Annotated in this window: 21 protein-coding genes; 11 read left to right on the top strand and 10 right to left on the bottom strand. The window is 65.0% G+C overall.

What is annotated here, in order from left to right; genetic code table 11:
* The first annotated feature begins 93 nt into the window (after positions 1–93).
* On the top strand, positions 94–765 hold the full coding sequence (locus tag AC07SZ_RS10895; protein WP_056576377.1) for an LON peptidase substrate-binding domain-containing protein: 672 nt from the start codon (positions 94–96) through the stop codon (positions 763–765).
* Positions 766–858: 93 nt separating this feature from the next.
* A complete protein-coding gene (locus AC07SZ_RS10890) occupies positions 859–1,104 on the top strand; it encodes a Trm112 family protein (RefSeq protein WP_056574374.1) in 246 nt (81 codons plus the stop codon).
* 287 nt (positions 1,105–1,391) lie between these two features.
* Here AC07SZ_RS10890 and AC07SZ_RS10885 read toward each other — a convergent pair whose 3' ends face one another.
* The 3 genes from AC07SZ_RS10885 to AC07SZ_RS10875 are packed head-to-tail and all read right to left on the bottom strand — an operon-like array spanning position 1,392 to position 7,178.
* The gene (locus AC07SZ_RS10885; RefSeq protein ID WP_494914240.1) at positions 1,392–4,727 is read right to left on the bottom strand and encodes an error-prone DNA polymerase; all 3,336 of its coding nucleotides are present in this window, start codon (positions 4,725–4,727) and stop codon (positions 1,392–1,394) included.
* Positions 4,724–6,199 carry a DUF6504 family protein gene (locus tag AC07SZ_RS10880; RefSeq protein ID WP_056574381.1) on the bottom strand — a complete coding sequence of 492 codons (1,476 nt, stop codon included), beginning with the start codon at positions 6,197–6,199 and terminating at the stop codon, positions 4,724–4,726. The genes AC07SZ_RS10885 and AC07SZ_RS10880 overlap by 4 nt, the downstream gene beginning before the upstream one ends.
* Positions 6,141–7,178 carry an ImuA family protein gene (locus AC07SZ_RS10875; RefSeq protein ID WP_494914239.1) on the bottom strand — a complete coding sequence of 346 codons (1,038 nt, stop codon included), beginning with the start codon at positions 7,176–7,178 and terminating at the stop codon, positions 6,141–6,143. Before AC07SZ_RS10875 ends, AC07SZ_RS10880 begins: the two co-directional genes overlap by 59 nt.
* A gap of 172 nt (positions 7,179–7,350) precedes the next feature.
* Here AC07SZ_RS10875 and AC07SZ_RS10870 point away from each other — a divergent pair, with 172 nt between their 5' ends.
* Positions 7,351–7,773 carry a metallopeptidase family protein gene (locus AC07SZ_RS10870; protein ID WP_056574387.1) on the top strand — a complete coding sequence of 141 codons (423 nt, stop codon included), beginning with the start codon at positions 7,351–7,353 and terminating at the stop codon, positions 7,771–7,773.
* Between the two features lie 18 nt (positions 7,774–7,791).
* On the opposite strand, the gene AC07SZ_RS10865 is transcribed toward AC07SZ_RS10870, so the two are convergent.
* Positions 7,792–7,998 (bottom strand): DUF1737 domain-containing protein, encoded by a 207-nt coding sequence (locus tag AC07SZ_RS10865; RefSeq protein WP_027047555.1) that lies wholly within the window; start codon positions 7,996–7,998, stop codon positions 7,792–7,794.
* A 36-nt stretch (positions 7,999–8,034) separates the two neighbouring features.
* A complete protein-coding gene (locus AC07SZ_RS10860; RefSeq protein WP_494914237.1) occupies positions 8,035–8,916 on the bottom strand; it encodes an HpcH/HpaI aldolase/citrate lyase family protein in 882 nt (293 codons plus the stop codon).
* Between the two features lie 405 nt (positions 8,917–9,321).
* Here AC07SZ_RS10860 and AC07SZ_RS10855 point away from each other — a divergent pair, with 405 nt between their 5' ends.
* Genes AC07SZ_RS10855 through AC07SZ_RS10835 form a run of 5 tightly spaced genes read left to right on the top strand, consistent with a single transcriptional unit; the run spans position 9,322 to position 14,543 of the window.
* On the top strand, positions 9,322–9,516 hold the full coding sequence (locus tag AC07SZ_RS10855) for a hypothetical protein (protein ID WP_494914236.1): 195 nt from the start codon (positions 9,322–9,324) through the stop codon (positions 9,514–9,516).
* Positions 9,513–11,060 (top strand): DUF4153 domain-containing protein, encoded by a 1,548-nt coding sequence (locus tag AC07SZ_RS10850; protein WP_494914235.1) that lies wholly within the window; start codon positions 9,513–9,515, stop codon positions 11,058–11,060. Before AC07SZ_RS10855 ends, AC07SZ_RS10850 begins: the two co-directional genes overlap by 4 nt.
* Before the next feature lie 3 nt (positions 11,061–11,063).
* A complete protein-coding gene (locus tag AC07SZ_RS10845) occupies positions 11,064–11,756 on the top strand; it encodes a response regulator transcription factor (RefSeq protein WP_494914234.1) in 693 nt (230 codons plus the stop codon).
* The gene (locus AC07SZ_RS10840) at positions 11,747–13,348 is read left to right on the top strand and encodes an ATP-binding protein (protein ID WP_494914233.1); all 1,602 of its coding nucleotides are present in this window, start codon (positions 11,747–11,749) and stop codon (positions 13,346–13,348) included. Before AC07SZ_RS10845 ends, AC07SZ_RS10840 begins: the two co-directional genes overlap by 10 nt.
* A gap of 28 nt (positions 13,349–13,376) precedes the next feature.
* Complete coding sequence (locus AC07SZ_RS10835) at positions 13,377–14,543, top strand: NAD(P)/FAD-dependent oxidoreductase (RefSeq protein ID WP_494914232.1); 1,167 nt, start codon at positions 13,377–13,379, stop codon at positions 14,541–14,543.
* Between the two features lie 247 nt (positions 14,544–14,790).
* On the opposite strand, the gene AC07SZ_RS10830 is transcribed toward AC07SZ_RS10835, so the two are convergent.
* The 4 genes from AC07SZ_RS10830 to AC07SZ_RS10815 form a co-directional block, all read right to left on the bottom strand.
* A complete protein-coding gene (locus AC07SZ_RS10830; RefSeq protein WP_494914230.1) occupies positions 14,791–15,537 on the bottom strand; it encodes a DUF72 domain-containing protein in 747 nt (248 codons plus the stop codon).
* Positions 15,538–15,612: 75 nt separating this feature from the next.
* A complete protein-coding gene (locus tag AC07SZ_RS10825; protein WP_056574408.1) occupies positions 15,613–16,101 on the bottom strand; it encodes an SRPBCC family protein in 489 nt (162 codons plus the stop codon).
* A 38-nt stretch (positions 16,102–16,139) separates the two neighbouring features.
* A complete protein-coding gene (locus AC07SZ_RS10820) occupies positions 16,140–16,586 on the bottom strand; it encodes an SRPBCC family protein (protein ID WP_056574411.1) in 447 nt (148 codons plus the stop codon).
* Complete coding sequence (locus AC07SZ_RS10815; RefSeq protein ID WP_056576380.1) at positions 16,586–16,897, bottom strand: ArsR/SmtB family transcription factor; 312 nt, start codon at positions 16,895–16,897, stop codon at positions 16,586–16,588. Before AC07SZ_RS10815 ends, AC07SZ_RS10820 begins: the two co-directional genes overlap by 1 nt.
* Before the next feature lie 237 nt (positions 16,898–17,134).
* Between AC07SZ_RS10815 and leuD the strand changes: the two genes are divergently transcribed.
* From leuD to AC07SZ_RS10800, 3 genes are all read left to right on the top strand, one after another.
* Positions 17,135–17,740, top strand: a complete 606-nt coding sequence (gene leuD, locus AC07SZ_RS10810) for a 3-isopropylmalate dehydratase small subunit (RefSeq protein WP_056574414.1) — start codon at positions 17,135–17,137, stop codon at positions 17,738–17,740.
* 63 nt (positions 17,741–17,803) lie between these two features.
* Positions 17,804–18,742 carry an Ivy family c-type lysozyme inhibitor gene (locus AC07SZ_RS10805; RefSeq protein ID WP_494914229.1) on the top strand — a complete coding sequence of 313 codons (939 nt, stop codon included), beginning with the start codon at positions 17,804–17,806 and terminating at the stop codon, positions 18,740–18,742.
* Between the two features lie 48 nt (positions 18,743–18,790).
* On the top strand, positions 18,791–19,282 hold the full coding sequence (locus tag AC07SZ_RS10800; protein WP_494914228.1) for an ester cyclase: 492 nt from the start codon (positions 18,791–18,793) through the stop codon (positions 19,280–19,282).
* Positions 19,283–19,375: 93 nt separating this feature from the next.
* Here AC07SZ_RS10800 and AC07SZ_RS10795 read toward each other — a convergent pair whose 3' ends face one another.
* Positions 19,376–20,446: a tetratricopeptide repeat protein gene (locus AC07SZ_RS10795; RefSeq protein WP_494914226.1), complete on the bottom strand. Its 1,071-nt coding sequence runs from the start codon at positions 20,444–20,446 to the stop codon at positions 19,376–19,378.
* Positions 20,447–20,727: the final 281 nt, after the last annotated feature.

Raw genomic sequence — 20,727 nt, 5'->3', positions numbered from 1 at the left:
CGTCGGCGGCGGCAGCGCCAGATTAGGAAGCTGGCGCCGGTTCGCCAACGATCCCGGCGGCGGGAAGCGGAAGAAGTCGATGGGAGGACTATGGTGCAAGCGGGAAACGCGCATTACCGGCTCGCCAAGGATCTGCCGTCGACGATCCCGATTTTTCCGCTCGAGGGGGCGCTTCTGCTGCCGGGCGGCCGCATGCCGCTCAACATCTTCGAGCCGCGCTACCTGCAAATGGTGGACGAGGCGGTGGCCGGCTCTCGGCTCATCGGTATCATCCAGCCACGTCTTGACGGCGCGTTGCGCGACGACGGCGAGCCGGAGCTCTGCAATGTCGGCTGCGCCGGGCGCATCATCGCCTTTTCCGAGACCGGCGACGGCCGCTACCTGATTTCGCTGCAGGGCGTGTGCCGGTTCCGCATCGGCCATGAACTGACGGTCAAGACGCCGTTTCGCCAGGCGAAACCGGCGCCCTTCCTGGCCGATCTCGATGACGATCCGGCGGCGAACGAGATCGACCGGCCGGCGCTGCTAAGGGCGTTTCGCGCCTATCTGCAGGCCAATGATCTCGAAGCCGACTGGGAAAGCGTCAGCCGTGCCGAAAATGCCATGCTGGTCAACGCGCTGTCGATGATGGCGCCCTACGGTCCGGCCGAGAAGCAGGCGCTGCTCGAGGCCGCCGACCTGAAGACAAGGGCCGAAACGCTGATTGCCATCACCGAAATGGCGCTGGCGCGCGAGAATGAGGATTTTGGTTCGAGTCTGCAGTAAGATGTGCCGATATTCAGGTGATGCCGGCCATTTTCGACTCGGCCTGACCTGAATCTCAACGCATCTTCCGATAGTTGGTCAGGAGGCGACACGGTGGCGGCGGATGGGCGTGACGGAAAGAATTTCAATGTCGACCCCAAGTTGCTGGAGCTTCTGGCCTGCCCGTTGACCAAGGGGCCGCTGGCCTGGGATCCGGAGCGGGGCGAGTTGGTCTCGCGGGTCGCCAAACTGGCTTATCCGGTGCGCGACGGTATTCCGATCATGCTGCCTTCGGAGGCGCGGACGTTGTCGGCCGAGGATGTGCTGGCGCCGCCGCCCCGCCTGAGCGGACCGGGTTGAGCGGGCCGTCGCAGGAGGCGGTGCCATTCATCGCGTCGTCATCCCAGGGCGGAGCAGCCGCGTAGCGGCGTCGCGGAGACCCTGGGATCCATGCCGCGACGTATGTGACGTGCGAAAGCGGGCCGGAGCCGGGTGCCTTTCGTCCCACGATGTAAAGACGCTATTCTGGACCGTGGCACTCTTCGTTCGAAGTCGCGGCATGGATCCTCGGGTCTCCGCGACGGAGCTTCGCTCCTGCTCCGCCCGTGGATGACGAAAGGTGGGTGAGGGCGAAGCGGCGCCGTACGCTACTGAAAATTCCGTCCCTTTGGCATGACACTTTCTGCTTCTTCCGACAGTGTTGCGAGATCTTGCCTCGCCGGCCCCGTTTGGCTGGAGCGATCCAGACCCTCGCTGGAGGCGTGTCGCGCGCCCGGCTGCCCGGCCCCGCTCACCTTCTCCAGAAGCACGGTCAGCCAGGGCGTCAGATCCTCGATCTTTTCCGCAACGATATGGATCACACCCGATTCCGACTGTAATTTCCCTGACACCTTCACGAACCGCGCGCCCATGACGATGGGCCGGAAGCGGGTAAAGGTCCGCTCCCAGAAGATGACGTTGGCGACTGCCTTGTCGTCCTCCAGCGTCAGGAAGATCGCGTTGCCCTTGCCGGGGCGCTGGCGCACCAGCACCAACCCGGCAACGGAGACGCGCCTGCCGTCGCGCACGGAAGGCAGGTTGGCATTGGGCGTGACACCGGCGCGGTCGAGCCGTTCGCGCAGGAAGGCGACCGGATGCGCCTTCAGCGACAGGCCGAGCGAACGGTAGTCGTGGATGACGTGTTCGCCGAGCGGCATTTTCGGCAGCTTCGTCTCGGGCTCGAGTTCGCGCAGGCGCAGCGCCGGCTGGTCGAACAGCGGCAGTTTTTCGGCCGCGCTCCTGGCGCCCAGCGCGCGCACCTCCCACAGTGCGGCACGGCGGTCGAGGCCGATCGAACGGAAGGCATCGGCCTGCGCCAGCCGCTCGATCTCGTCGACATCGAGGCCGGAGCGCAGCCAGACGTCCCGGACGGTTTCGTAGCCTGAGCCGCGTCGCGCCACGAATTGCTCCATGCGTTCCTTGGAAAGCCCCTTGATCTGCCGGAAGCCGAGCCGCAGCGCATGGGACGTCTCGATGACGCCGCGCATCTCGGCATGGCGCGGCAGGATGCGGGCCGGATCGAAAGCCGCCTTTTCCAGGGTGCAGTCCCAGACGGAATAATTGACGTCGACCTCGCGGATGTCGACGCCATGGTCGCGCGCGTCGCGTACCAGTTGCGCCGGCTGGTAGAACCCCATCGGTTGCGAATTCAGGATCGCGGCGCAGAACACGTCGGGATAGAAGGTCTTGAACCAGCACGAGGCATAGACGAGCAGAGCGAAGGAGGCGGCATGGCTTTCGGGAAAGCCGTATTCGCCAAAGCCCTCGATCTGCTTGAAGCAACGCTCGGCGAAGTCCTTGGTGTAGCCCTTGCCGACCATGCCCTTGATCATTCGATCGCGGTAATTGCCGATGGTGCCGGTGCGCTTGAAGGTGGCCATGGCACGTCGCAGTTCGTCGGCCTCGCCCGGCTTGAAGCCGCCGGCGACGATGGCGATCTTCATCGCCTGTTCCTGGAATAGCGGCACGCCCAGCGTCCTGCCGAGGATGTCTTTCAATTCCGCCTTCTGATATTCGGGTTTTTCCTTACCTTGCCGTCGGCGCAGATAGGGATGCACCATATCGCCCTGGATCGGGCCTGGCCGCACGATCGCGACCTCGATGACAAGGTCATAGAAATCCTTTGGTTTGAGCCTTGGCAGCATCGACATCTGGGCGCGCGATTCGATCTGGAAGACACCGAGCGTGTCAGCCCGGCCGATCATGTCGTAAACGCGCTTGTCTTCCGGTGGCAAGGTGGCCAGCACATAGGGTTGGCCGTAGTCATCCCGCGCCTTCGGATAGTGCTCCGTAAGCAAGGTGAAGGCCCGCTGGAGACAGGTCAGCATGCCGAGCGCCAGGACGTCCACCTTGAGGATCTTCACCGAGTCGAGATCGTCCTTGTCCCATTCGACCATCTTGCGCTGGTCCATCGCCGTCTTGACGATGGGCACGATCTCGTCGAGGCGGTCCCTGGTGATGACGAAGCCGCCGACATGCTGGGAGAGGTGACGGGGAAAGCCCATGATCTCGTTGGCGCGTTCCATCATATGCCGTGATGTGGGGTCGCTCTGGTCAAGGCCGCCGGCGCGGGCTTCCTTTTCGCCGAGTTCCGAGGTCGACCAGCCCCAGATCGAACCCGATAACGACGCCCTGACATCCTCCGACAGCCCCATCGCCTTGGAAACCTCGCGCAGTGCAGAGCGGCCGCGATAGCTGATGACAGCGGCGGCCAGCGCGGTACGCTTGCCGCTGTATTTCTCGTAGATGTACTGCATCACCTCTTCGCGTCGTTCATGCTCGAAGTCGACGTCGATGTCGGGCGGTTCGTTCCTCTCCTCGGAAATGAAGCGCTCGAACAGCGTATCGATCTTGTCCGGACCAACCTCGGTGATGCCGATGCAGAAACAGATGATGGAATTGGCGGCAGATCCACGGCCCTGGCAGAGGATATTCTGGCTGCGGGCGAATTTGATGATGTCGTAGACGGTCAGGAAATAGCGGGCGTAATTCAGCCGCTCGATCAGAGCGAGCTCTTCCTGGATGCGTTTTATGACGCTGGTGGGGACACCGCCCGGGAAGCGCTTGGCCGCGCCTTCTCGCGCCAGCCTCTCCAGTTCGGCCTGCGGCCCGAGGCCCGATTCCGTCGGCTCGTCGGGGTAGTTGTACTGGAGGTCGCTGAGCGAGAAGGTCAGCTCTTCCGCAAAACGCAGCGTCTCGGCCAGAGCTTGCGGATACCGGCGAAAAAGCCGTGCCATCTCCAGCGGTGGCTTCAGGTGACGCTCGGCGTTGGCGGTGAGCTCAAGGCCGACCTCGGCGACGGGCGTGTTGAGGCGGATCGCGGTCAGCACATCCTGCAATGGGCGCCGTTCGGCCGTGTGGTAGAGGACATCGTTGGTCGCCATCAGCGGGATGCCGGCACTCTCGGCCAACGCCGCCGCCTGCTCGATCCGGAAACGATCATTGCCCGCATAATCGGGCGAGACGCCAAGCCGCAGGGCTTTGCCGAAACGATCCTTGAGCTGGCGAAGCAGGGCAAGACCGCCTTGCGCGTCCGCCACCAGATCGGGCAGGACCGCCAGCGACATCAAATCCCCCCATTCCAGGAGGTCGCTGTGCTGGAGAAGCGTGGCGCCCTTTTCGGTTTCGTCACGCAGATTGGCCTGGGTGAGCATGCGGCACAGATGCCCCCAGCCCGCACGGTTCCGGGGGTAGGCGAGAATGTCCGGCGTGCCGTCGCCGAAAACCAGCCGGCAGCCGGGGTGATAGGAGAGTTTTTCGACCTTGGCCTGCTGCCAGGCGCGCACCACGCCGGCAACGGTGTTGCGGTCGGCAAGGCCGATCGCGGAGAAGCCCAGCAGCTTGGCCGCGACCACCAGTTCCTCCGGCTTGGAGGCGCCGCGCAGGAAGGAGAAATTCGACTGGATGCCGAACTCGGCATAGGGGATGGCGGTCAGCGCGTTCATGCGAAGACCCCGTGCATGAACCAGCGCGGCGGCACCCGGGGGTTGCCATAAAGGCCTTGCCGGTAGAGCCAGAAGCGGCGGCCGTCGGCATCCTCGATACGGAAATAGTCACGGGTGGATGTCGCCGGATCGCTTGACGCCTCCCGCCACCATTCGGCGGCGATGCGTTCCGGACCCTCGACCCGGGTGACGCGGTAGAGCGCGCGCCGCCAGCGGAAGTGCAGCGGCGGCCCCTCCGGCATTTCGGTAGCGGGCACCTCGATGGGCTCGGGCGCGCGGAACAGCCGGATCGGCCGTTCCGGCGGGAAGATGGTTTTGGGCGCCTGCATCCTGTCCGGCTTCCTAGGCGGCGTGGTCCGGCGCGGGGCCTCGGTGAAAGGAATGATGGCGACGGCGCGTTCCGGCAGATGGCTTTCCACGGCGACCGGCTGCAGGACCGCGCCTTCGCCGAGCCGGGCGCGGATGCGGTCGGCGAACAGCGCGATGTCGGCGCCGTCGTCGGTCACGTCGCCCGTCAGGTCGGCCTGCGCCATGTCGAAGGCGGCGGCGGCCAGCACGGAGAGCCGCACCAGGTCGAAGCCATAGCCAGCATCGATACCTTGCTCGAGTGCCGCCAGCCTTTCATGGAACAGCTTCTGGATCAGCCGGGGATCGCGCATCGGCCGCGAGGTACCCAGAGCAATGCGGCTGACCGCGCCGTCGACGCGGAAGAGCAGCAGCGCCAGCGTCCGGGCGCCCTCGCCACGGCGCTCGAGATCGGTCTTCAAGGTCGTCGCCAGCAGGCCGACCAGGCGTTCGATGTCCTCGATCAGCGTGACGGGCTCGGCGAGATGGCGCTCGACCGAAAGCGGCGCGACGGGAAGACGCGGCGAGACCGCCTCGTCGAGACGGCCAAGCGCCTGGTCGAGGCGCAGCAGCAGGGCGGCGCCGAAGCGGCGGGCGAGCGGCGCGCGCGGTGCCGCCATGACGGCGCCCGCCGTGCGCAGGCCGACGCTCTCCAGGCTGGCGCGGGTTTCCGGCGCTATGCGCAATGCGGCGAGCGGCAAGGGTGCCAGCAGTGCTTCCTCCTCGCCCCCGGCGACGATGCGGTCGCCGCAAAAGCGTGCCGCCGCCCAGGCCGCTCCCGGCGTCGGGGCAAGGCCGGCGCGGACATCGAACCCCTGATGGAAGAAGCGCGACAGGATGTCGTCGAGCATGGCGCGTTCGCCGCCGAACAGATGGGTGCAGCCGGTGACGTCGAGGAACAGGCCGTCCGTCCCGTCCAGCGCCACCAGCGGGGTGTAGCGGTCGCACCAGTCGGCAAGGCCTTCGAGCAGGCGGCGGTCGGCTTCCGGATCGGCCTCGACGATGTCGATCGACGGATGCATGGCGCGCGCATCGGCAATGCCCATGTCGCGCTTCAGGTGCAGCGCCTCAGCCCGCTCGTCGAGGGCCGAAATGCGTTGCGCGTTGCCCTGGCGGTGGCTGACCACCAGTGGCGGATGATCCGACGACGGCCGGGAACGCCAGGACCGCCCCAGACGCTGCCGCAGGATCCTTTCGGCTGCCAAGTAGGGAAACCACAGCGACAGGATCCTTTGCCCGTTCCCGTTTTTCCTCGCCTCTTCTTTCGTCGAATGCGCGTTCATCGGGGTTCCACTCCAGTGTGAATTGTCCTGGCAAGGCCGTGCGGCTCTTGCCGATGGTAATGGTGAAGGCAGGGCGGCCGATCGAACCGGCGAGCGGCCCGGCGACCGTGGCGCGCGGCACGGCCGGCGCCGACGCGACGATGAGGCGGACGGGCGCCGCCGTCGGTTCTGGCTCGGCCGCCTGCCGCAGCAGGAACACCGGCCGGCCGGCGCTTGCCGCCCTTGCATGCAGCCGGCGCGTCGCGGTCAGGTCCAGCCGCTGCGGGTTGCCGCGGATTTCCAGGATGACGGCGGCGAGTGCCGTCATCCTGGCGGCCTCCTCGGCGACCCACAGCGCATCGACGAGCCTGGGCGCCTCGGAAAACAGCAATTGCCCGGGTTCGATGCCGAACGCGGCATGCAGCCCCCTGGCATAGGGAAAGCCGGCCTCGCCAAAGATCTCCGATGTACCGATCCACAGCACCGGCAGCCCGTGTGCCTGCTTCAGGATCAGGCTGGTGAGCGACAGAGCGAAGCCCGCAACGGCTCCGGCATCACGGGTTTGCCCGCCATGGATTTCGCTCAAGGCGGCTTTCGGCAAGCCGCCGCTCAGGGCGGCATCGAGGCGCTCGACGCCGGTTGGCAGGAAGGCATCCGGCAAGGCCGCGGCAAGGCCGCGCCGGACGATCGTGAGGTCGGCACTGGACGTGACATCGGCGCTGGCGTCGGCATCAAGCGTCGCGGCGGCCGGCGCCTGCAGGCGCTCGGGCAGCGTTCCCTCGATTTTCGCGATCTGGCGGCGCAGGGCAAAAACAGTCTCCCGCGCCACGGCGCTCATCGCCATGACGGTCAGCTTCCACTCACAATTGTTCCTGTTATGTTCCTATAGATTCCAGAGGGCGATTGAAGAGTCAAGCAGAGTCACAAGGAATTTATTCCTCATCCCCGCGCGCCTCATCCCTGTAATTTGCCTCGACCGGTGCGAAAGCCTATATGCCGGGATCAAAGGACAAAGCATGGCCCGCATCTACAAGACCCGCACCTGGCACGGCGAACTTGCGCCCTCGATGGAGGAGCTGGAGTTCCTCGCGCTGGAGGCCTATGCCCATTTGCCGGAGGAGTTTCGCAAGCTGACCGGCGAGATCGTCATCCAGATCGCCGAGTTCCCGACCGACGAAATCATGGACGACCTGTCGCTGGAAACGCCGTTCGACCTGCTCGGCCTGTTCGAGGGACGCGGCATCGCCGAGCGCTGGAACCCGCAGACCGGCGAAGGCCCGAACCGCATCACGCTCTATCGCCGCGCCATGCTCGACTACTGGGCCGAAAACGAGGAAACGCTGGGCGACATCGTCACCCATGTGCTGATCCACGAGATCGGCCACCATTTCGGCCTGTCGGACGATGATATGGAGCGGATCGAGGAAGCGGCTGAATAGGCTCGAAGAGAGGAAGCTCTACCAGTCGCTGAGCTTGGTGTCCGGCCCGTATTCCTGGCCGTCGACATCCTTCACCACGGCCTGGCCGCAGCGCATGGTCTTGGCTTTCTTGTCATAGGCATAGGTCGGCGAGCCGAACAGGTGCCAGCCCTTGTTAAGCGCCGCCGTCACCTTGTGGCAGAAGCTGGCGTCGTCCGGGCCGGTCAGAAAGCGGTAGAGTTTCATTTTCTCAAGTCCTGTCGTGAATGAACTTGGCCGCGATCATGCGCCGATGGCGGCTGCCTTCGCCAGCAGTTTTTCGGCCTGCGCCAGGTGCAGCCGCTCGACCATTCTGCCATTCAGCGCGATCACGCCCTTGCCGCTGTTTTCGGCAAGGGCAAACGCGTCCTTAACCAGGCGCGCCTCGGTCAGCGCCGCCGGCGACGGCGCGAAGGCGCGGTTGGCCGCGTCGATCTGGGCCGGATGGATGAGGGTCTTGCCATCGAAGCCCATGGCCGCCGCTTCCGCGCACTCACGGGCAAAGGCGTCGAGGTCGCGAAAATCGTTGGCCACGCCGTCGAGCATGTCGAGACCGCCGGCGCGCGCGGCCAGCACCATCTGCATCAGCCACGGCACGAGGTAACGCCGGTCCGGCGTCGCCAGCACGCCGGTGTCCTTGGCCAGGTCATTCGTTCCGGCAACGAAACAATTGAGCCGTGAGGCCGGATCGCGGCCAAGCTCGGCGATCGCGCCGATGTTGAGCATGGCCTTGGGCGTCTCGATCATCGCCCACAGCTTCACGCAGTCGGGGGCAAAATTGTCATCGAGCACGTCGCCGACCTCAAGGATATCGCGCGGTGTGGCGACCTTGGACAACAGGATGCCGTCGGGCTCGAATCTTGCCGCGGCCAGCAGGTCGTCGGCGCCCCATTCGCTGGCCAGCGCGTTGACGCGCACCACCATCTCGCAACGTCTAGCGGGGCGATTGGCGAAAATTCCGGCCAGCTTGTCGCGAGCGGCGATCTTGTCGGCCGGGGCGACGGCATCCTCGAGGTCGATGATGACGGCGTCGCAGGCAAGCTGCGCGATCTTGGCCAGTGCCTTGTCGTTGGAGGCCGGGACATAGAGCACCGAGCGGCGCGGGCGGTAGGGTTCGGTTGTCATGCTCGATCTATGCCGTCTGTGGGCGGGTGAGGCAAGCGTCCGACCGGTACCTGACACGAGCCAACCGCGAAAGCTTGCGCTCCCTTGCCTTCCGTTCTCTGCAGCTGTTGCGGAAGCGGTCTTTCCTCTCCCCCGTCGATCGGGGAAGAGGTGTCGAGCGAAGCTCGACGGAGTGGGGGTCGACCCTCGGATGCTAGGCGATGCGATGCTTGCGCCTAGCGCCCTTCCTATGTCTGTTCGCTGCGCTTGCCGGGTGGTTCCCCCACTCCGACTCGGCTTCGCCGAGCCACCTCTCCCCCTCCGGAGGGAGAGGAAAGGAGCCTCTGCACGAAAACTGCACATGCCTGCGGAAAAGCTCCTCGGATCCGCCCTGCGATCTCCCCACCCGCCTGCGAGACGGGGGGCATGCACAAGCGAGCAAAAACCTGGTCCCTGCCCTACCGGCTGCGCAGCGACGGCTGGTGGATGGCCGATCCGCCGCGCGCCAATCCCGCGGCGATCCTCATTCCCTTTGTCCGCAAGAGCCCGCCGCCAATGCGGCCGGATGCGATCAGGCCAGATGCCATCAGGCCAGATGCCATTAGGAAGGTCAGCTCATGACATCGTTCTTCACAGCGGCACCAAGCTATTGCAGCCGCTTCGGCGTTGCCGTGCTGCTGGTCGTGCTGGCGGATTTTCTCTTCTATGGCCAGCCCGCCGGCATCACGGTTTTCTTGTTCGCCCTCCTGATCGCCGCCGCGGTCGTGGCGGTGCATCCCGCGGCCTTCAGCGACGGCAGGGTCTGGCTCAAGTCCGCCGCCTTGCTTGTCGCGTTGCTTCCGCTCGCTGAAAACGTCAGCGCCCTGTCGGTAGCGATCGCGCTGGCGGCCCAGGTCGTGTTCGCGCTTTCGCTGAGCGGCCGCTTGCGACACCGCGCCGCCCGCATTGCCGGCCAGATCGTACTGTTCTGGCTGGCGGCACCGTTCCGGTTCGCCAATGACTTCATCCGCTGGCGCAAGGCCGCGCGCCGGTTCGGCGGGCGCCGCATCCGGCTGGCGGCGATCGCGGTCTGGGTGATGCCGCTGACGCTGGGCGCTGTCTTCCTGGCGCTGTTCGGCGCCGCCAACCCGGTCATCGACCACTGGCTGTCGCTGATCGACCTGATGAAGCTGCTCGATCTCATCCAGCTGGCCCGGATTGCCTTCTGGCTGTTCGTGCTCGCCGGCGTCTGGGCTTTCCTGCGGCCACGCCTGCCGCGATTCCGGCGGCGCACCCCTCGGCCGAACCCTCCCCGTGCCGATGCCCAACCGGCAGCCGTCCCGGACAGGCACGTCGTCGAGGACATGGTGTTCGGCAAGGCAGCCATCCTGCGCGCGCTCGTCGTCTTCAACATCCTGTTCGCGCTGCAGACCGGGCTCGACGCCACCTATCTGTGGGGCGGGGCAGCGCTTCCCGACGGGTTGAGCTACGCCGCCTATGCGCATCGCGGCGCCTATCCCCTGATCGTCACGGCGCTGCTTGCCGCCGGTTTTGTCCTTGCGGCGCTCAGGCCCGGCAGCGAGACCTCAGGGGATCCCGTCATCCGCCGGCTGGTCTATGCCTGGGTGGCGCAGAACATCATGCTGGTCATCTCGTCGATCCTGCGGCTCGACCTCTATGTCGGCATCTACGCGCTGACCTACTGGCGCATCGCCGCCTTCGTCTGGATGGTGCTGGTGGCGGCGGGCCTTGTGCTGATCATCGCCCGCATCGCGCTTGGAAAATCCAATGAATGGCTCTTGTCCGCCAATCTTCTGACGTTATCGACGATGCTCTATGCCTGCTGCTTCATCAACTTCGCGGCCACGATCGCCAACTACAATGTCGACCATTCCTTCGAAATGACCGGCCAGGGCATTCCCCTCGACGCCTGGTATCTGCGCTCGCTCGGTCCGGGCGCGTTTGCGGCGCTCGATCGTTTCTTCGATCATCAAGGCAGGACGGCTGAAGCCGGCGTCACACTCGAACTGGCGAGACTGCGCGGCGTCGATGAAGGTTGGTTCCGAACCGTCCAGGAAAACTGGCGCGCCTGGAGCTTTCGCGACTGGCGCCTGCTTCGATATCTCGACACCAGGGGGCCGTTCGTGGTTCCTGATGCCACCAAACCGTACGGGACGGGCCGCTGATCCATGCCGCATCACATCCTCGTCGCCGACGATGATCCGCATATCCGCGAAGTGATCTGCTTCGCGCTGGAAAAGGCCGGCATGAAGACTTCAGCCGTTTCCGATGGCGCCGCCGCCCTGCAGGCGGTCGAACGGCATCCGCCAGACCTCATCGTGCTCGATATCGGCATGCCCGAGATGGACGGGCTGGAGGTCTGCCGGCGGCTCAGGCAGCGATCCGATGTGCCGGTGCTGTTCCTGTCCGCGCGAGACGAAGAGATCGACCGCATCCTCGGTCTCGAAATGGGCGGCGACGACTATGTGACGAAGCCGTTCAGCCCGCGCGAGCTGGTCGCCCGTGTCAACGTCATCCTGCGGCGCGCGCGCCCGGCGGCGCCCGAACCGGCCGACGACAGGCAGTTTTCGCATGGCAAGCTCACGCTGGCGCCGGCCAGCCACGCGGCCGCCTTCAATGGTGAGCCGCTTGCCCTGACGGGGATCGAGTTCTCGATCCTGAGAGGGTTCCTGGCGCGGCCGACGCATGTGCTCGACCGTGACGCGGTGATGGCCAATGCCTATGCGGGAAAAATCCATGTCGCCGACCGCACCGTCGACAGCCATATCCGCAACATCCGCGCCAAGCTGGCGGCGGTGGGTTGCCAGGAGGTCATCGAGACCGTGCATGGCGTCGGCTTCCGGCTCGGCCGATGCGGCTGACGACTTCGCGCAAATGGATCGGCCGCAAATGGCGGCCACGGCTTGCCACGGTCGTCGTCGCCATCCTGATCCTGGTGATGGCGCTGCCGCTGGTCGGTCTGTTCTTCTTCCGCCTCTACGAGAACCAGCTGATCCGCCAGACCGAGGCGGAGCTGATTGCGCAAGGCGCCGCGATCGCCGCCATCTATGCGCAGGAGGTGCGTGACGCGGGCATTGCGCCGGACAAGCTCGGCGCGCCGATGCCGCAGGCGGACGGCAGCGCGAGCCGGGCCGCCAATATCGACGGACCCTACCGGCCGATCGAGCCACGCCTCGATCTCGCCTCCGACTCCGTGCTTCCGACCCGGCCGGCGGCGATACCAGCCACCGCCGATCCCGCCTTCGCCGCGATCGGTGCGCGCCTGTCAGGTATTCTCGACGCGACGCAGAAAACCACGCTGGCCGGCTTCCGGCTGCTCGACCCCGCGGGCGTCGTCATCGCCGGGCGCAACGAGATCGGGCAGTCGCTGGCCGACGTCCAGGAGGTGCGCGAGGCGCTTGCCGGCCGCTATGACAGTGCGTTGCGACTGCGCATCCCCGACCAGCCGGCGCCGCCGCTCTATTCGGTCAGCCGCGGCACCAGGGTGCGTGTCTTCGTCGCCATGCCGGTGGCCGTCGGCGGCAAGGTGGCAGGCGTGGTTTACGTGTCGCGGACGCCCAACAACATCGTCAAGCATCTCTATGGCGAACGCGGCAAGGTGACCTTGGCGGCGATCGCCATTCTCGGCGGCACGCTGCTCATCGGCCTCGTCTTCCTGCGGACCGTCAGCCGGCCGATCTATGCGCTGATCGACCGCACCCAGCGCATCGCCGCCGGCGAGCGCGACGCGATCCGGCCGCTCGACCATCACGGCACCCACGAGATGGCCGAGCTTTCCGCCGCTTTTCTCGACATGGCCGAAAAGCTGCAGGCGCGCTCGGATTCGATCCAGACCTTCGCCACCCATGTCTCGCACGAGCTCAAATCGCCGCTGACGGCGATCCAGGGCGCGGCGGAACTGCTTCGCGATTCCGGCAGCGCCATGGACGATGCCGAGCGGCGGCGCTTCTCGAACAATATCGTCACCGATGCCGGGCGGCTCAATCTGCTGGTGCGCCGGCTCCTCGACCTGGCGAAAGCCGAAAACCTCGCACCCAGCGGCGAAAGCACCTCGATCGATGCCGCGCTGGCGCTGCTGCCCGTCGACAGCAGGCTGGCGGTCCGCGTCGAGGCCGGCGGCGACCTGGCCCTGCGCATATCGGGCGAGAACGGAGCAATCTTGCTTGCCAATCTCATCGACAATTCCGCCAGGCACGGCGCGACACTGGTTTCGATCACGGCGGCAAGTACTGGCGGCAAGGCAACGGTGCTGGTCGGTGACGACGGCGCCGGCATTTCGCCGAGCAACCGGGCGCGCATCTTCGAGCCGTTCTTCACCACGCGGCGTTCTACCGGCGGCACCGGCATGGGCCTCGGCATCGTGCTGGCCCTCCTGAAAGCGCATGATGGCTCGATCGGGCTGGTTGACTCCGAACGCGGCACGCGCTTCGAGATCATTCTGCCGGCGGCGTAGAGAGGCTGGCGACCGGATCGGAGAAAAAATGCGCTACGACATCGTCATCATCGGCGGGGCCATCGTCGGGTCCTCCATCGCCTACTACCTGCGCGAGGAAGGGTTTTCCGGCTCCATAGCGCTCATCGAACGCGACCCGCAATTCGCCCACGCGGCAACGACACTGTCCATGGCCTCGATCCGCCAGCAATTCTCCATCCCGGAAAACATCCGGCTGTCGCAGTTCACCCTGAAACTGTTCCGGCGGCTGAAGGAAGAGTTCGGCGCGGACGCCGATATCGGATTTCGCGAGGGCGGCTACCTCATCCTCGCCGGGGAGGACGGCCTGCCGATCCTCAAGGCCAATCACGAGGCGCAGATGGCCGAGGGCGCCGACATCGTGCTCGAGGACGCCGAGCAGTTGGCGCGGCGTTTCGCGTGGCTGTCGACCGAAGGCATCTCCGCCGGCGCCTATGGCCGGACCGGCGAAGGCTGGTTCGACGCGCATGCGATGCTGATGCTGTTCCGTAAGGCTCTGCGCGACAAGAAGATCGATTTCATCGCCGCCTCGGTCACCGCCATTGCGCGCGACGGCAACCGCGTCACCGGCGTCTCCCTCGACAATGGCCAGACGCTTGCCGCCGGCATCGTCGTCAATGCCGCCGGGCCGAACGCCGGCAATGTCGCGGCTTTCGCCGGGCTGGCGCTGCCGGTGGAGCCGCGCAAGCGCAACGTCTTCGTCTTCGAGGCGCGCGAGAAATATGCCGACATGCCGCTGCTGGTCGATCCCTCCGGCATTTATGTGCGCCCTGAAGGCTCGGTCTACCTCACTGGCGGCGCCGAGCCGGAAGAGATCGACGGTCCGGCCGATCCCGCCGATTTCGAGGTCAACTGGCCGCTGTTCGAAGAGGTGATCTGGCCGGCGCTGGCGACCCGCATTCCGGCCTTCGAGGCGATCAAGCCGACCCGCGCCTGGGCCGGGCATTATGACTACAACACGCTGGATCAGAACGCCGTGATCGGCCCGCATCCCGAGGTCGGCAATTTCCTCTTCGCCAATGGCTTTTCCGGCCACGGCCTGCAGCAGGCGCCGGCGGTGGGCAAGGCGCTGGCGGAACTCGTCGTGCATGGCGGGTATCGGACGATCGACTGCTCGGCGTTCGGCTACGAACGCGTGGCCGAAGGAAGGGCATTCCGGGAACTGAATGTGATTTGAGGGGACTGGGCTACGATCTTCGGTGTTTGCCACGGCGTCCCATTTTGTTCGTCATTCCAGGGCGGAGCAGGAGCGAAGCTCCGTCGCGGAGACCCTGGAATCCGTGCCGTTACCGCTGCCGAAGGGCTCCAGCGGTGCAGAATGAAACGCCCGTGCGTTGTCCTAATAGTTCCGATCCGTCACGACACATCAACGTCGCGGCATGGTTCCAGGGTCTTCGCCGCGTCGCTTCGCTCCTTGCTCCGCCCTAGAATGACGAAGTCTTTGCAACCATCGCATCAACCTTGAGAGCGTTGCCAAGCGCGTGGCCTTGGGCCGTGTTGTCGAAGATGCCCCAGACCTCGCCGCCCGATGCTGCCGTTTCCCGCACTTGGCGGCCGATCCGGTCGAGGCTTTCGGCATCGTAGTCCGAGTAGTAGACACGCGGCACGCCATGCCAGCGAAAATAGGCAAGGCCGGACCAGCCGCCCGGCACCGCCGCGGCAGGGACCGGCGCCGGGTCGGCGGCCACACGTGCAACCTGGCGGCGGGCCAGAAGCGTTTCCGCTGCCGCTTCGAACCAGCTGGGATGGCGTGGTTCACAGGCCAGCCTTGCCTTTGTCCGCTTGCTCAGCATGTCGAAGAAGCCGCCGGCGATGTCTGGCTCGAACGGCAAGCTCGGCGGCAGTTGCACCAGAAGCACGCCCAGCTTTTCGCCAAGACCCTCGACCTGCTGGAGAAACACTTCGGCAGGCGCATCGCAATCCACAAGACGATGCTCGTGGGTCATGGCCTTCGGCGTCTTCACGGCGAAGCGGAAGTGCTCCGGGACGGAACTTGCCCAGCGTTCATAGGTCTCGCGGCGATGCGGCCTGTAGAAGGACGTGTCGATCTCGACGATGGAAAAACGCTTGGCGTAACGCTCGAGATGTGGTCCGGGCTGCGGGAAGCCTTCCTTGTGCCGGGTTGGGATTCCCCAGCCGGCCGTGCCTATGAAGCATCCCTGTCTTTCCATGCATGGGGATGTGGACCAGAGGCGGTGCGGGTCAAGACGAGAGAGCGTGAAGCGTCGCTGCCACTGACCTGCTTCTCAAGCCGCCGCCAGCCTCCCGGCCAGATACGCCTGCAGCCAAGCCAGCACCCGGCCCCAATCCTCGGCATGCTCGGTCGCCGCTTCGGCCAGCCCGGCGAAACCGCCATGGCAGATGGTCAGGCGCGTGCCCCTGGCGGTCGGCTGCAGCAGCCAGGCAAGCATGGTTTGCCGCCGGCCAAGCGTGGGATGGTCCCATGCGTAAGCTCGCGTCTGCACGATCCGGCGCGGCGCCTCGATCTCGACGAATTCGCCGCTGGCCGGCAGGTCCCTGCCGTCGGCGCCACGCGCAGTGGCCGTCCAGCGGCCGCCGACGCGAAGATCGGCCGACCAATCGACCATCCGGTAGCTGTCGGCGGACCCCCACCATTGCTCGACTTCCTTGCCGACCAGTGCCCGGAAGACGCGTTCCGGCGGCGCCTCGATCTCGGCCGATGCCATGATCGTCTCGCCATTGGTCATGCTCTGTACCCAGGGATCATGCATCATCGATGCCTCCAATTCGTTTCGCTACCGAAACAATCCTTTCATCCTTTCGATGGCGGGCGCTCAAAGCCCTTGCCGGTCTCAAGCAGGCTCTTGAGGCTGGCCAGCACCAGCGGCCAGCCCCTGGCGACGTTGCCGATCAGTTTGTGCGGCCCGTCCGCTTCATGGGTCACGGCGAGCTTCATCAGTTCGCCATCCTGCTCGATGGTGAAGGTGCAGCGCGTGTAGCCGTCTTCCCTGACCTCGGGCATCCATTCATTGCGCCATTTGATGACCAGGCGCCGCGGCGGGTCGATCTCAAGAATCTCGCCGCTGTCGGCGACACGTCCGTCAGGCAGGATCAGCTTCCAGCTGGCACCCACTTTCCACTCGCTCTCCTGATAGGAGCAGAGGAAGAACTGCCGGTTGAACTCCGGGTCGGTCAGGGCCTCCCAGAGCTTTTCGGCCGTGGTGCGGATGTAGGTCACGTAAACGAAGCTGTTGCTCATCAGTCTTTCCTTTCGAGGCGTCTCTTCAAGTCGCTGAGGGCGGTCAATTGCCCCCGCTCGAATTTGCCGATCCAGCGCTCGGCGATCTCGTTGATCGGAACCGGGTTGAGGTAATGCTCCTTCTCGCGCCCCTTGCGGATGGTGGTGACGAGGTTTGCTTCCTCCAGGATCGCCAGATGCTTGGTCACCGCCTGGCGCGTCATGTCCATCTCCGCGCAAAGCGCGTTCAGCGTCTGCCCGTTCCTGGCGTGGAGGCTGTCCAGCAATTGCCGGCGTGTCGGGTCGGCCAACGCGCGAAAGACTGCATCCATGCTCATGGCTTTAATATGCAACCATTTGGTTGCATGTCAAGCGGCAAGATCTCGCGCCGTCGGCGACCGGATGCGGCCACGGCGGAAAACATCAGCCTTTGCAAAACCGCAGCCATTTTGGGCGTCATGCATCACCCCTTGTGCCGGCGCGCACGAACAGTTGGCTTTTATTTGCCAGCGGCTTTGTGTAAACGGAGCTTCAGCAAATCCCCCGCAACGAAAACACGGGCCAAAGCCATGGAAAAATTCACCAAGCTCACCGGCGTCGCCGCTCCGATGCCGATCGTCAATGTCGACACCGACATGATCATCCCGAAGGATTATCTGAAGACGATCAAGCGCACCGGGCTCGGCACCGGCCTGTTCGCCGAGATGCGTTACAAGGATGACGGTTCGGAAAACCCGGATTTCGTGCTCAACAAGCCGGCCTACCGCAAGGCGCAGATCCTCGTCGCCGGCGACAATTTCGGCTGCGGTTCGAGCCGCGAGCACGCGCCGTGGGCGCTGCTCGATTTCGGCATACGCTGCGTTATCTCGACCTCGTTCGCCGACATCTTCTACAACAACTGCTTCAAGAACGGCGTGCTGCCGATCACCGTCAGCCCCGAGGATCTCGAGAAGCTGATGGACGACGCCTCGCGCGGCTCCAACGCGACTCTGTCGATCGACCTTGAGGCCAAGGAGATCCGCGGCCCCGATGGCGGCGTCGTCACCTTCGACCTCGACGACTTCAAGCGGCACTGCATGCTCAACGGCCTCGACGACATCGGCCTGACCATGGAGAAGGCCGGCGCCATCGCCTCGTTCGAGAAGCGCAACGCCGAGCAGCGCCCCTGGGCCTAGCGGCACCATCCGATCCCGGCCGCTTTCAGGCCGGGCTCGCATCGACCGAGGGGAGGGATAGTCATGGCACGTTCGCTTCTTGCCAGCGTTTGCGGGCTGGCCTTGGTGCTGGTTCCCACCATGGGCGGCTTCGCGCAGACACAGACGCCCGCAGCGCAGCAGACGCCCGCGGCAGCCCAGAAGCCGGCCGACCCGGGATCGTCAAGCACCAGCGACGCGGCGCCCGCCGGCGATGACAGCCAGGCGCCGATACCGTTCGAGGGCGGCCAACTGACCATCACGCAGCCGGAGCAGGATGGCGAGAAGGTGCTCGCCTATGACGGCAAGCAGTTGGCCAGCAACTACGATGTCTTCTTCGACAAGATCGTGAAGATCGGCGACGTCAATGTGGCGCTGGTCGATGTCGGCGACGGCGGCAATCAATGCGGCCCGGCAAAGGTGATCGTGTGGAAGCCGGAAGGTGGCGAGATCCAGACCACGACGGTCGAGCAGGACGAATGCGGCGCGCCACCGGCGGCAATCTCCGACAGCGCCATTTATTTCGTGCCCTATCTGCTGCCGGGCGATGAGAAGCCGGCCTTGCAATGGTCGCCGACATCGGGGCTGACCACATCAGGCAATCTGACCTACATGCCCGAACCCGGCACCGACTGGAAGGATATCGACCCGTCGAAATACGACAACATCATCGACGCCTTCCACAATGAGGCCGTCTACAAGGAAGCCGAAAAGCTGCTCGGCAAGGACATGCCCGACATGGCGACCAGCCTGCTGGTCGGCGGCGGCACCGAAAAGACCGCGTCCGGCGTCTTCTATGCCAGCGGCTGCGTGCCGCATGATTGCGGCGGCAATGACGGCTTCATGGCGGTCGACCCGGCCAAGCACAAGCTCTACTTCGCCCGCCGCGGCGACAAGCCCGAGCCGGCCGCCTGGCCGCCGACGGCGACATGGCCGGCAGATGTCAAGGAAGCGCTGGACAAGGCGCTTGGGTCGCCGAATTAACGGGTCGCCAGGGCGTCTTCCCGTTGCCATTTGCCGACGGAGGTCACGATGCAGAATCGGCGACAAGTAACGGCAGCCGCGCTGCTTCTTGGCGGCGGCTTGCTCACGCCGGCTCTCGCCCGGGCGGCGACCGCGCCGCAATCGCTGGCGGATCGGTTCGCGGCGACATTGAGCGCGGCCGACATCGACGGCTTCTCCGAACTGTTCGCCGACACCTATGTGAATCATCAACAAAGCGCGGCGGCACCGCCGCCGGCGAATGTCACCCCGAAACAGGCGACTGTGGCTTTCTTCAAGGCGCGGCTGGCGGCAATGCCGGATCTCAAGGTGGACATCGAAGTCGTGGTCGCCGACAAGGACCATGTCGCGGCGAGTTTCGTCTACAGCGGCACGCACAAGGGCGCCTATTTCGGCGTCGCACCGACCGGTCGGGCACTTCGCTTCACCTCATGCGACATTTTCCGGGTGCAAGACGATCGCATTGTAGAACATTGGGGCATGGGCGATATCGCAGGCGTCCTGGCCCAACTGCGAGCCTGATCTCCACCGGCTCACTGTTGTAGGCCCGCCATCCGGCCGGTCGGACGGAACTTGCTTCGCGCCTTTAAGCAGCGGTGAAATTCGGCTGAAGCCTTATGGCGAGGTCGGCTTGCCGTCGCCACCGGCAAGCTCGTCGCCGCAGGTTCCGGCCCGCTCTGGATCGAGCGCGATGGCTTTTCGGCAGTCGGCGGCGGCTCCGGTGGCATCGCCGCTCAGCGCCCGCGTCAGCGAACGGACGAACCAGGATCGCGCATCGTTCGCATCGAGCTCGATCGCCTTGCCGAAATCGGCGATGGCGCGATCGTTGTTGCCATTGCTCGCCCAGGCGAGGCCTCGAAAATAATAGCCGTCGACGATCGCCGGATCGAGTTGGATCGCCTTGCTGGCGTCGGCGATCGCGCGCAACCAGCCATCCTTGCTGAGCCAGGCCGCGCTGCGGTTGGCATAGGCTTCGGCACTCTTGGGGTCGATACTGATGGCGGCGTCGTAGTCGGCCATCGCTTGATCGAACTCACCCCGGTCGAGGCGGTTGAGGGCGCGGTTGAGAAGCGCGATCATGTCGGTCGGGTCAAGCCGGATAGCCTCATCATATTCGGCGCTCGCCTTGTCGCGCTCACCTTTCCTGTCCCAAGCCTGACCGAGTCCCGTATGCGCCGCGCTGTTTTGCGCATCGGCCTCGATCGCCTGCTGGTAATCCACCATAGCCGCGTCGATATTGCCCTTGCGCAGGAAGGCCGCGCCGCGGCTGGAATAGGCCTCGCTGGCGGACGGCTCCAGGCTTATGGTGACGTTGAAATCCGCTATTGCGCGGTCGTCGTCACCCTTGTTGTACCAGTCGGCGCCACGGTTGAAGTAGGCCGCAGCCTGCTTGGGATCGATTGCGATCGCATCGCCATAGTCGGCGATCGCACCGTCCCAGTCTTCCTTGTCGTTCCGGGCGGAAGCTCGGTAGAAGTAAGCTTTGGCGCGCAGGAGCAACGCTTCGGTCGTGTCCTCTGCAATCACCGAGCAGGCGGCGATGCGCCGGTCGGCCGCGCCATCGTCGACGCTCGCTTCGTTCCCGTAGATGGGCCCGCTGTCGTCGTCCGAGCCTTTTTCATCACCGAAGCAAAGCGCATAGTCCCGTGTAACGGCCGAAGACGGAGCGGTCAGAGCACCAAGCATGATAACAACTGCAAGGACTACCAGGGGCCCGCGCAATAGCCCGGCAACAAATGCGCGTGCCAGCGCGTCGGTGCGGCGTAACATGGCTCTGACCCCCCAGAGTTACTGCGACTGCTCTCGCGGATACTTATCGTTCCGCTTTTGTTCCTAAACGCAAGCAGAAATTGCAGTGTTCGTTGAAAACGATAGATTCCCTTTGGAGGGGTTGACGAGTTCGGACGGGAAGCAACATTGCTTGGCTTTCCGAACGACGAACGCCCGGCGAGCAGAGAACTGGCCCG

Source organism: Mesorhizobium sp. GW821-FHT07A06, from assembly GCF_059419085.1.
Note: the sequence above shows the minus strand (reverse complement) of the source record. Positions and strands in the feature narration are given on the sequence as shown.

What these genes read in the sequence shown, in the direction of transcription:
- AC07SZ_RS10820 (WP_056574411.1), bottom strand. Translation starts at nt 16,586, where the DNA reads ATGAGCAACAGCTTCGTTTACGTGACCTACATCCGCACCACGGCCGAA.
- AC07SZ_RS10805 (WP_494914229.1), top strand. Translation starts at nt 17,804, where the DNA reads ATGGCACGTTCGCTTCTTGCCAGCGTTTGCGGGCTGGCCTTGGTGCTG.
- AC07SZ_RS10875 (WP_494914239.1), bottom strand. Translation starts at nt 7,178, where the DNA reads ATGGCGATGAGCGCCGTGGCGCGGGAGACTGTTTTTGCCCTGCGCCGC.
- AC07SZ_RS10800 (WP_494914228.1), top strand. Translation starts at nt 18,791, where the DNA reads ATGCAGAATCGGCGACAAGTAACGGCAGCCGCGCTGCTTCTTGGCGGC.
- AC07SZ_RS10885 (WP_494914240.1), bottom strand. Translation starts at nt 4,727, where the DNA reads ATGAACGCGCTGACCGCCATCCCCTATGCCGAGTTCGGCATCCAGTCG.
- AC07SZ_RS10795 (WP_494914226.1), bottom strand. Translation starts at nt 20,446, where the DNA reads ATGCTTGGTGCTCTGACCGCTCCGTCTTCGGCCGTTACACGGGACTAT.
- AC07SZ_RS10845 (WP_494914234.1), top strand. Translation starts at nt 11,064, where the DNA reads ATGCCGCATCACATCCTCGTCGCCGACGATGATCCGCATATCCGCGAA.
- leuD (WP_056574414.1), top strand. Translation starts at nt 17,135, where the DNA reads ATGGAAAAATTCACCAAGCTCACCGGCGTCGCCGCTCCGATGCCGATC.
- AC07SZ_RS10850 (WP_494914235.1), top strand. Translation starts at nt 9,513, where the DNA reads ATGACATCGTTCTTCACAGCGGCACCAAGCTATTGCAGCCGCTTCGGC.
- AC07SZ_RS10835 (WP_494914232.1), top strand. Translation starts at nt 13,377, where the DNA reads ATGCGCTACGACATCGTCATCATCGGCGGGGCCATCGTCGGGTCCTCC.
- AC07SZ_RS10825 (WP_056574408.1), bottom strand. Translation starts at nt 16,101, where the DNA reads ATGATGCATGATCCCTGGGTACAGAGCATGACCAATGGCGAGACGATC.
- AC07SZ_RS10870 (WP_056574387.1), top strand. Translation starts at nt 7,351, where the DNA reads ATGGCCCGCATCTACAAGACCCGCACCTGGCACGGCGAACTTGCGCCC.
- AC07SZ_RS10855 (WP_494914236.1), top strand. Translation starts at nt 9,322, where the DNA reads ATGCACAAGCGAGCAAAAACCTGGTCCCTGCCCTACCGGCTGCGCAGC.
- AC07SZ_RS10815 (WP_056576380.1), bottom strand. Translation starts at nt 16,897, where the DNA reads ATGGATGCAGTCTTTCGCGCGTTGGCCGACCCGACACGCCGGCAATTG.
- AC07SZ_RS10860 (WP_494914237.1), bottom strand. Translation starts at nt 8,916, where the DNA reads ATGACAACCGAACCCTACCGCCCGCGCCGCTCGGTGCTCTATGTCCCG.
- AC07SZ_RS10840 (WP_494914233.1), top strand. Translation starts at nt 11,747, where the DNA reads ATGCGGCTGACGACTTCGCGCAAATGGATCGGCCGCAAATGGCGGCCA.
- AC07SZ_RS10865 (WP_027047555.1), bottom strand. Translation starts at nt 7,998, where the DNA reads ATGAAACTCTACCGCTTTCTGACCGGCCCGGACGACGCCAGCTTCTGC.
- AC07SZ_RS10830 (WP_494914230.1), bottom strand. Translation starts at nt 15,537, where the DNA reads ATGGAAAGACAGGGATGCTTCATAGGCACGGCCGGCTGGGGAATCCCA.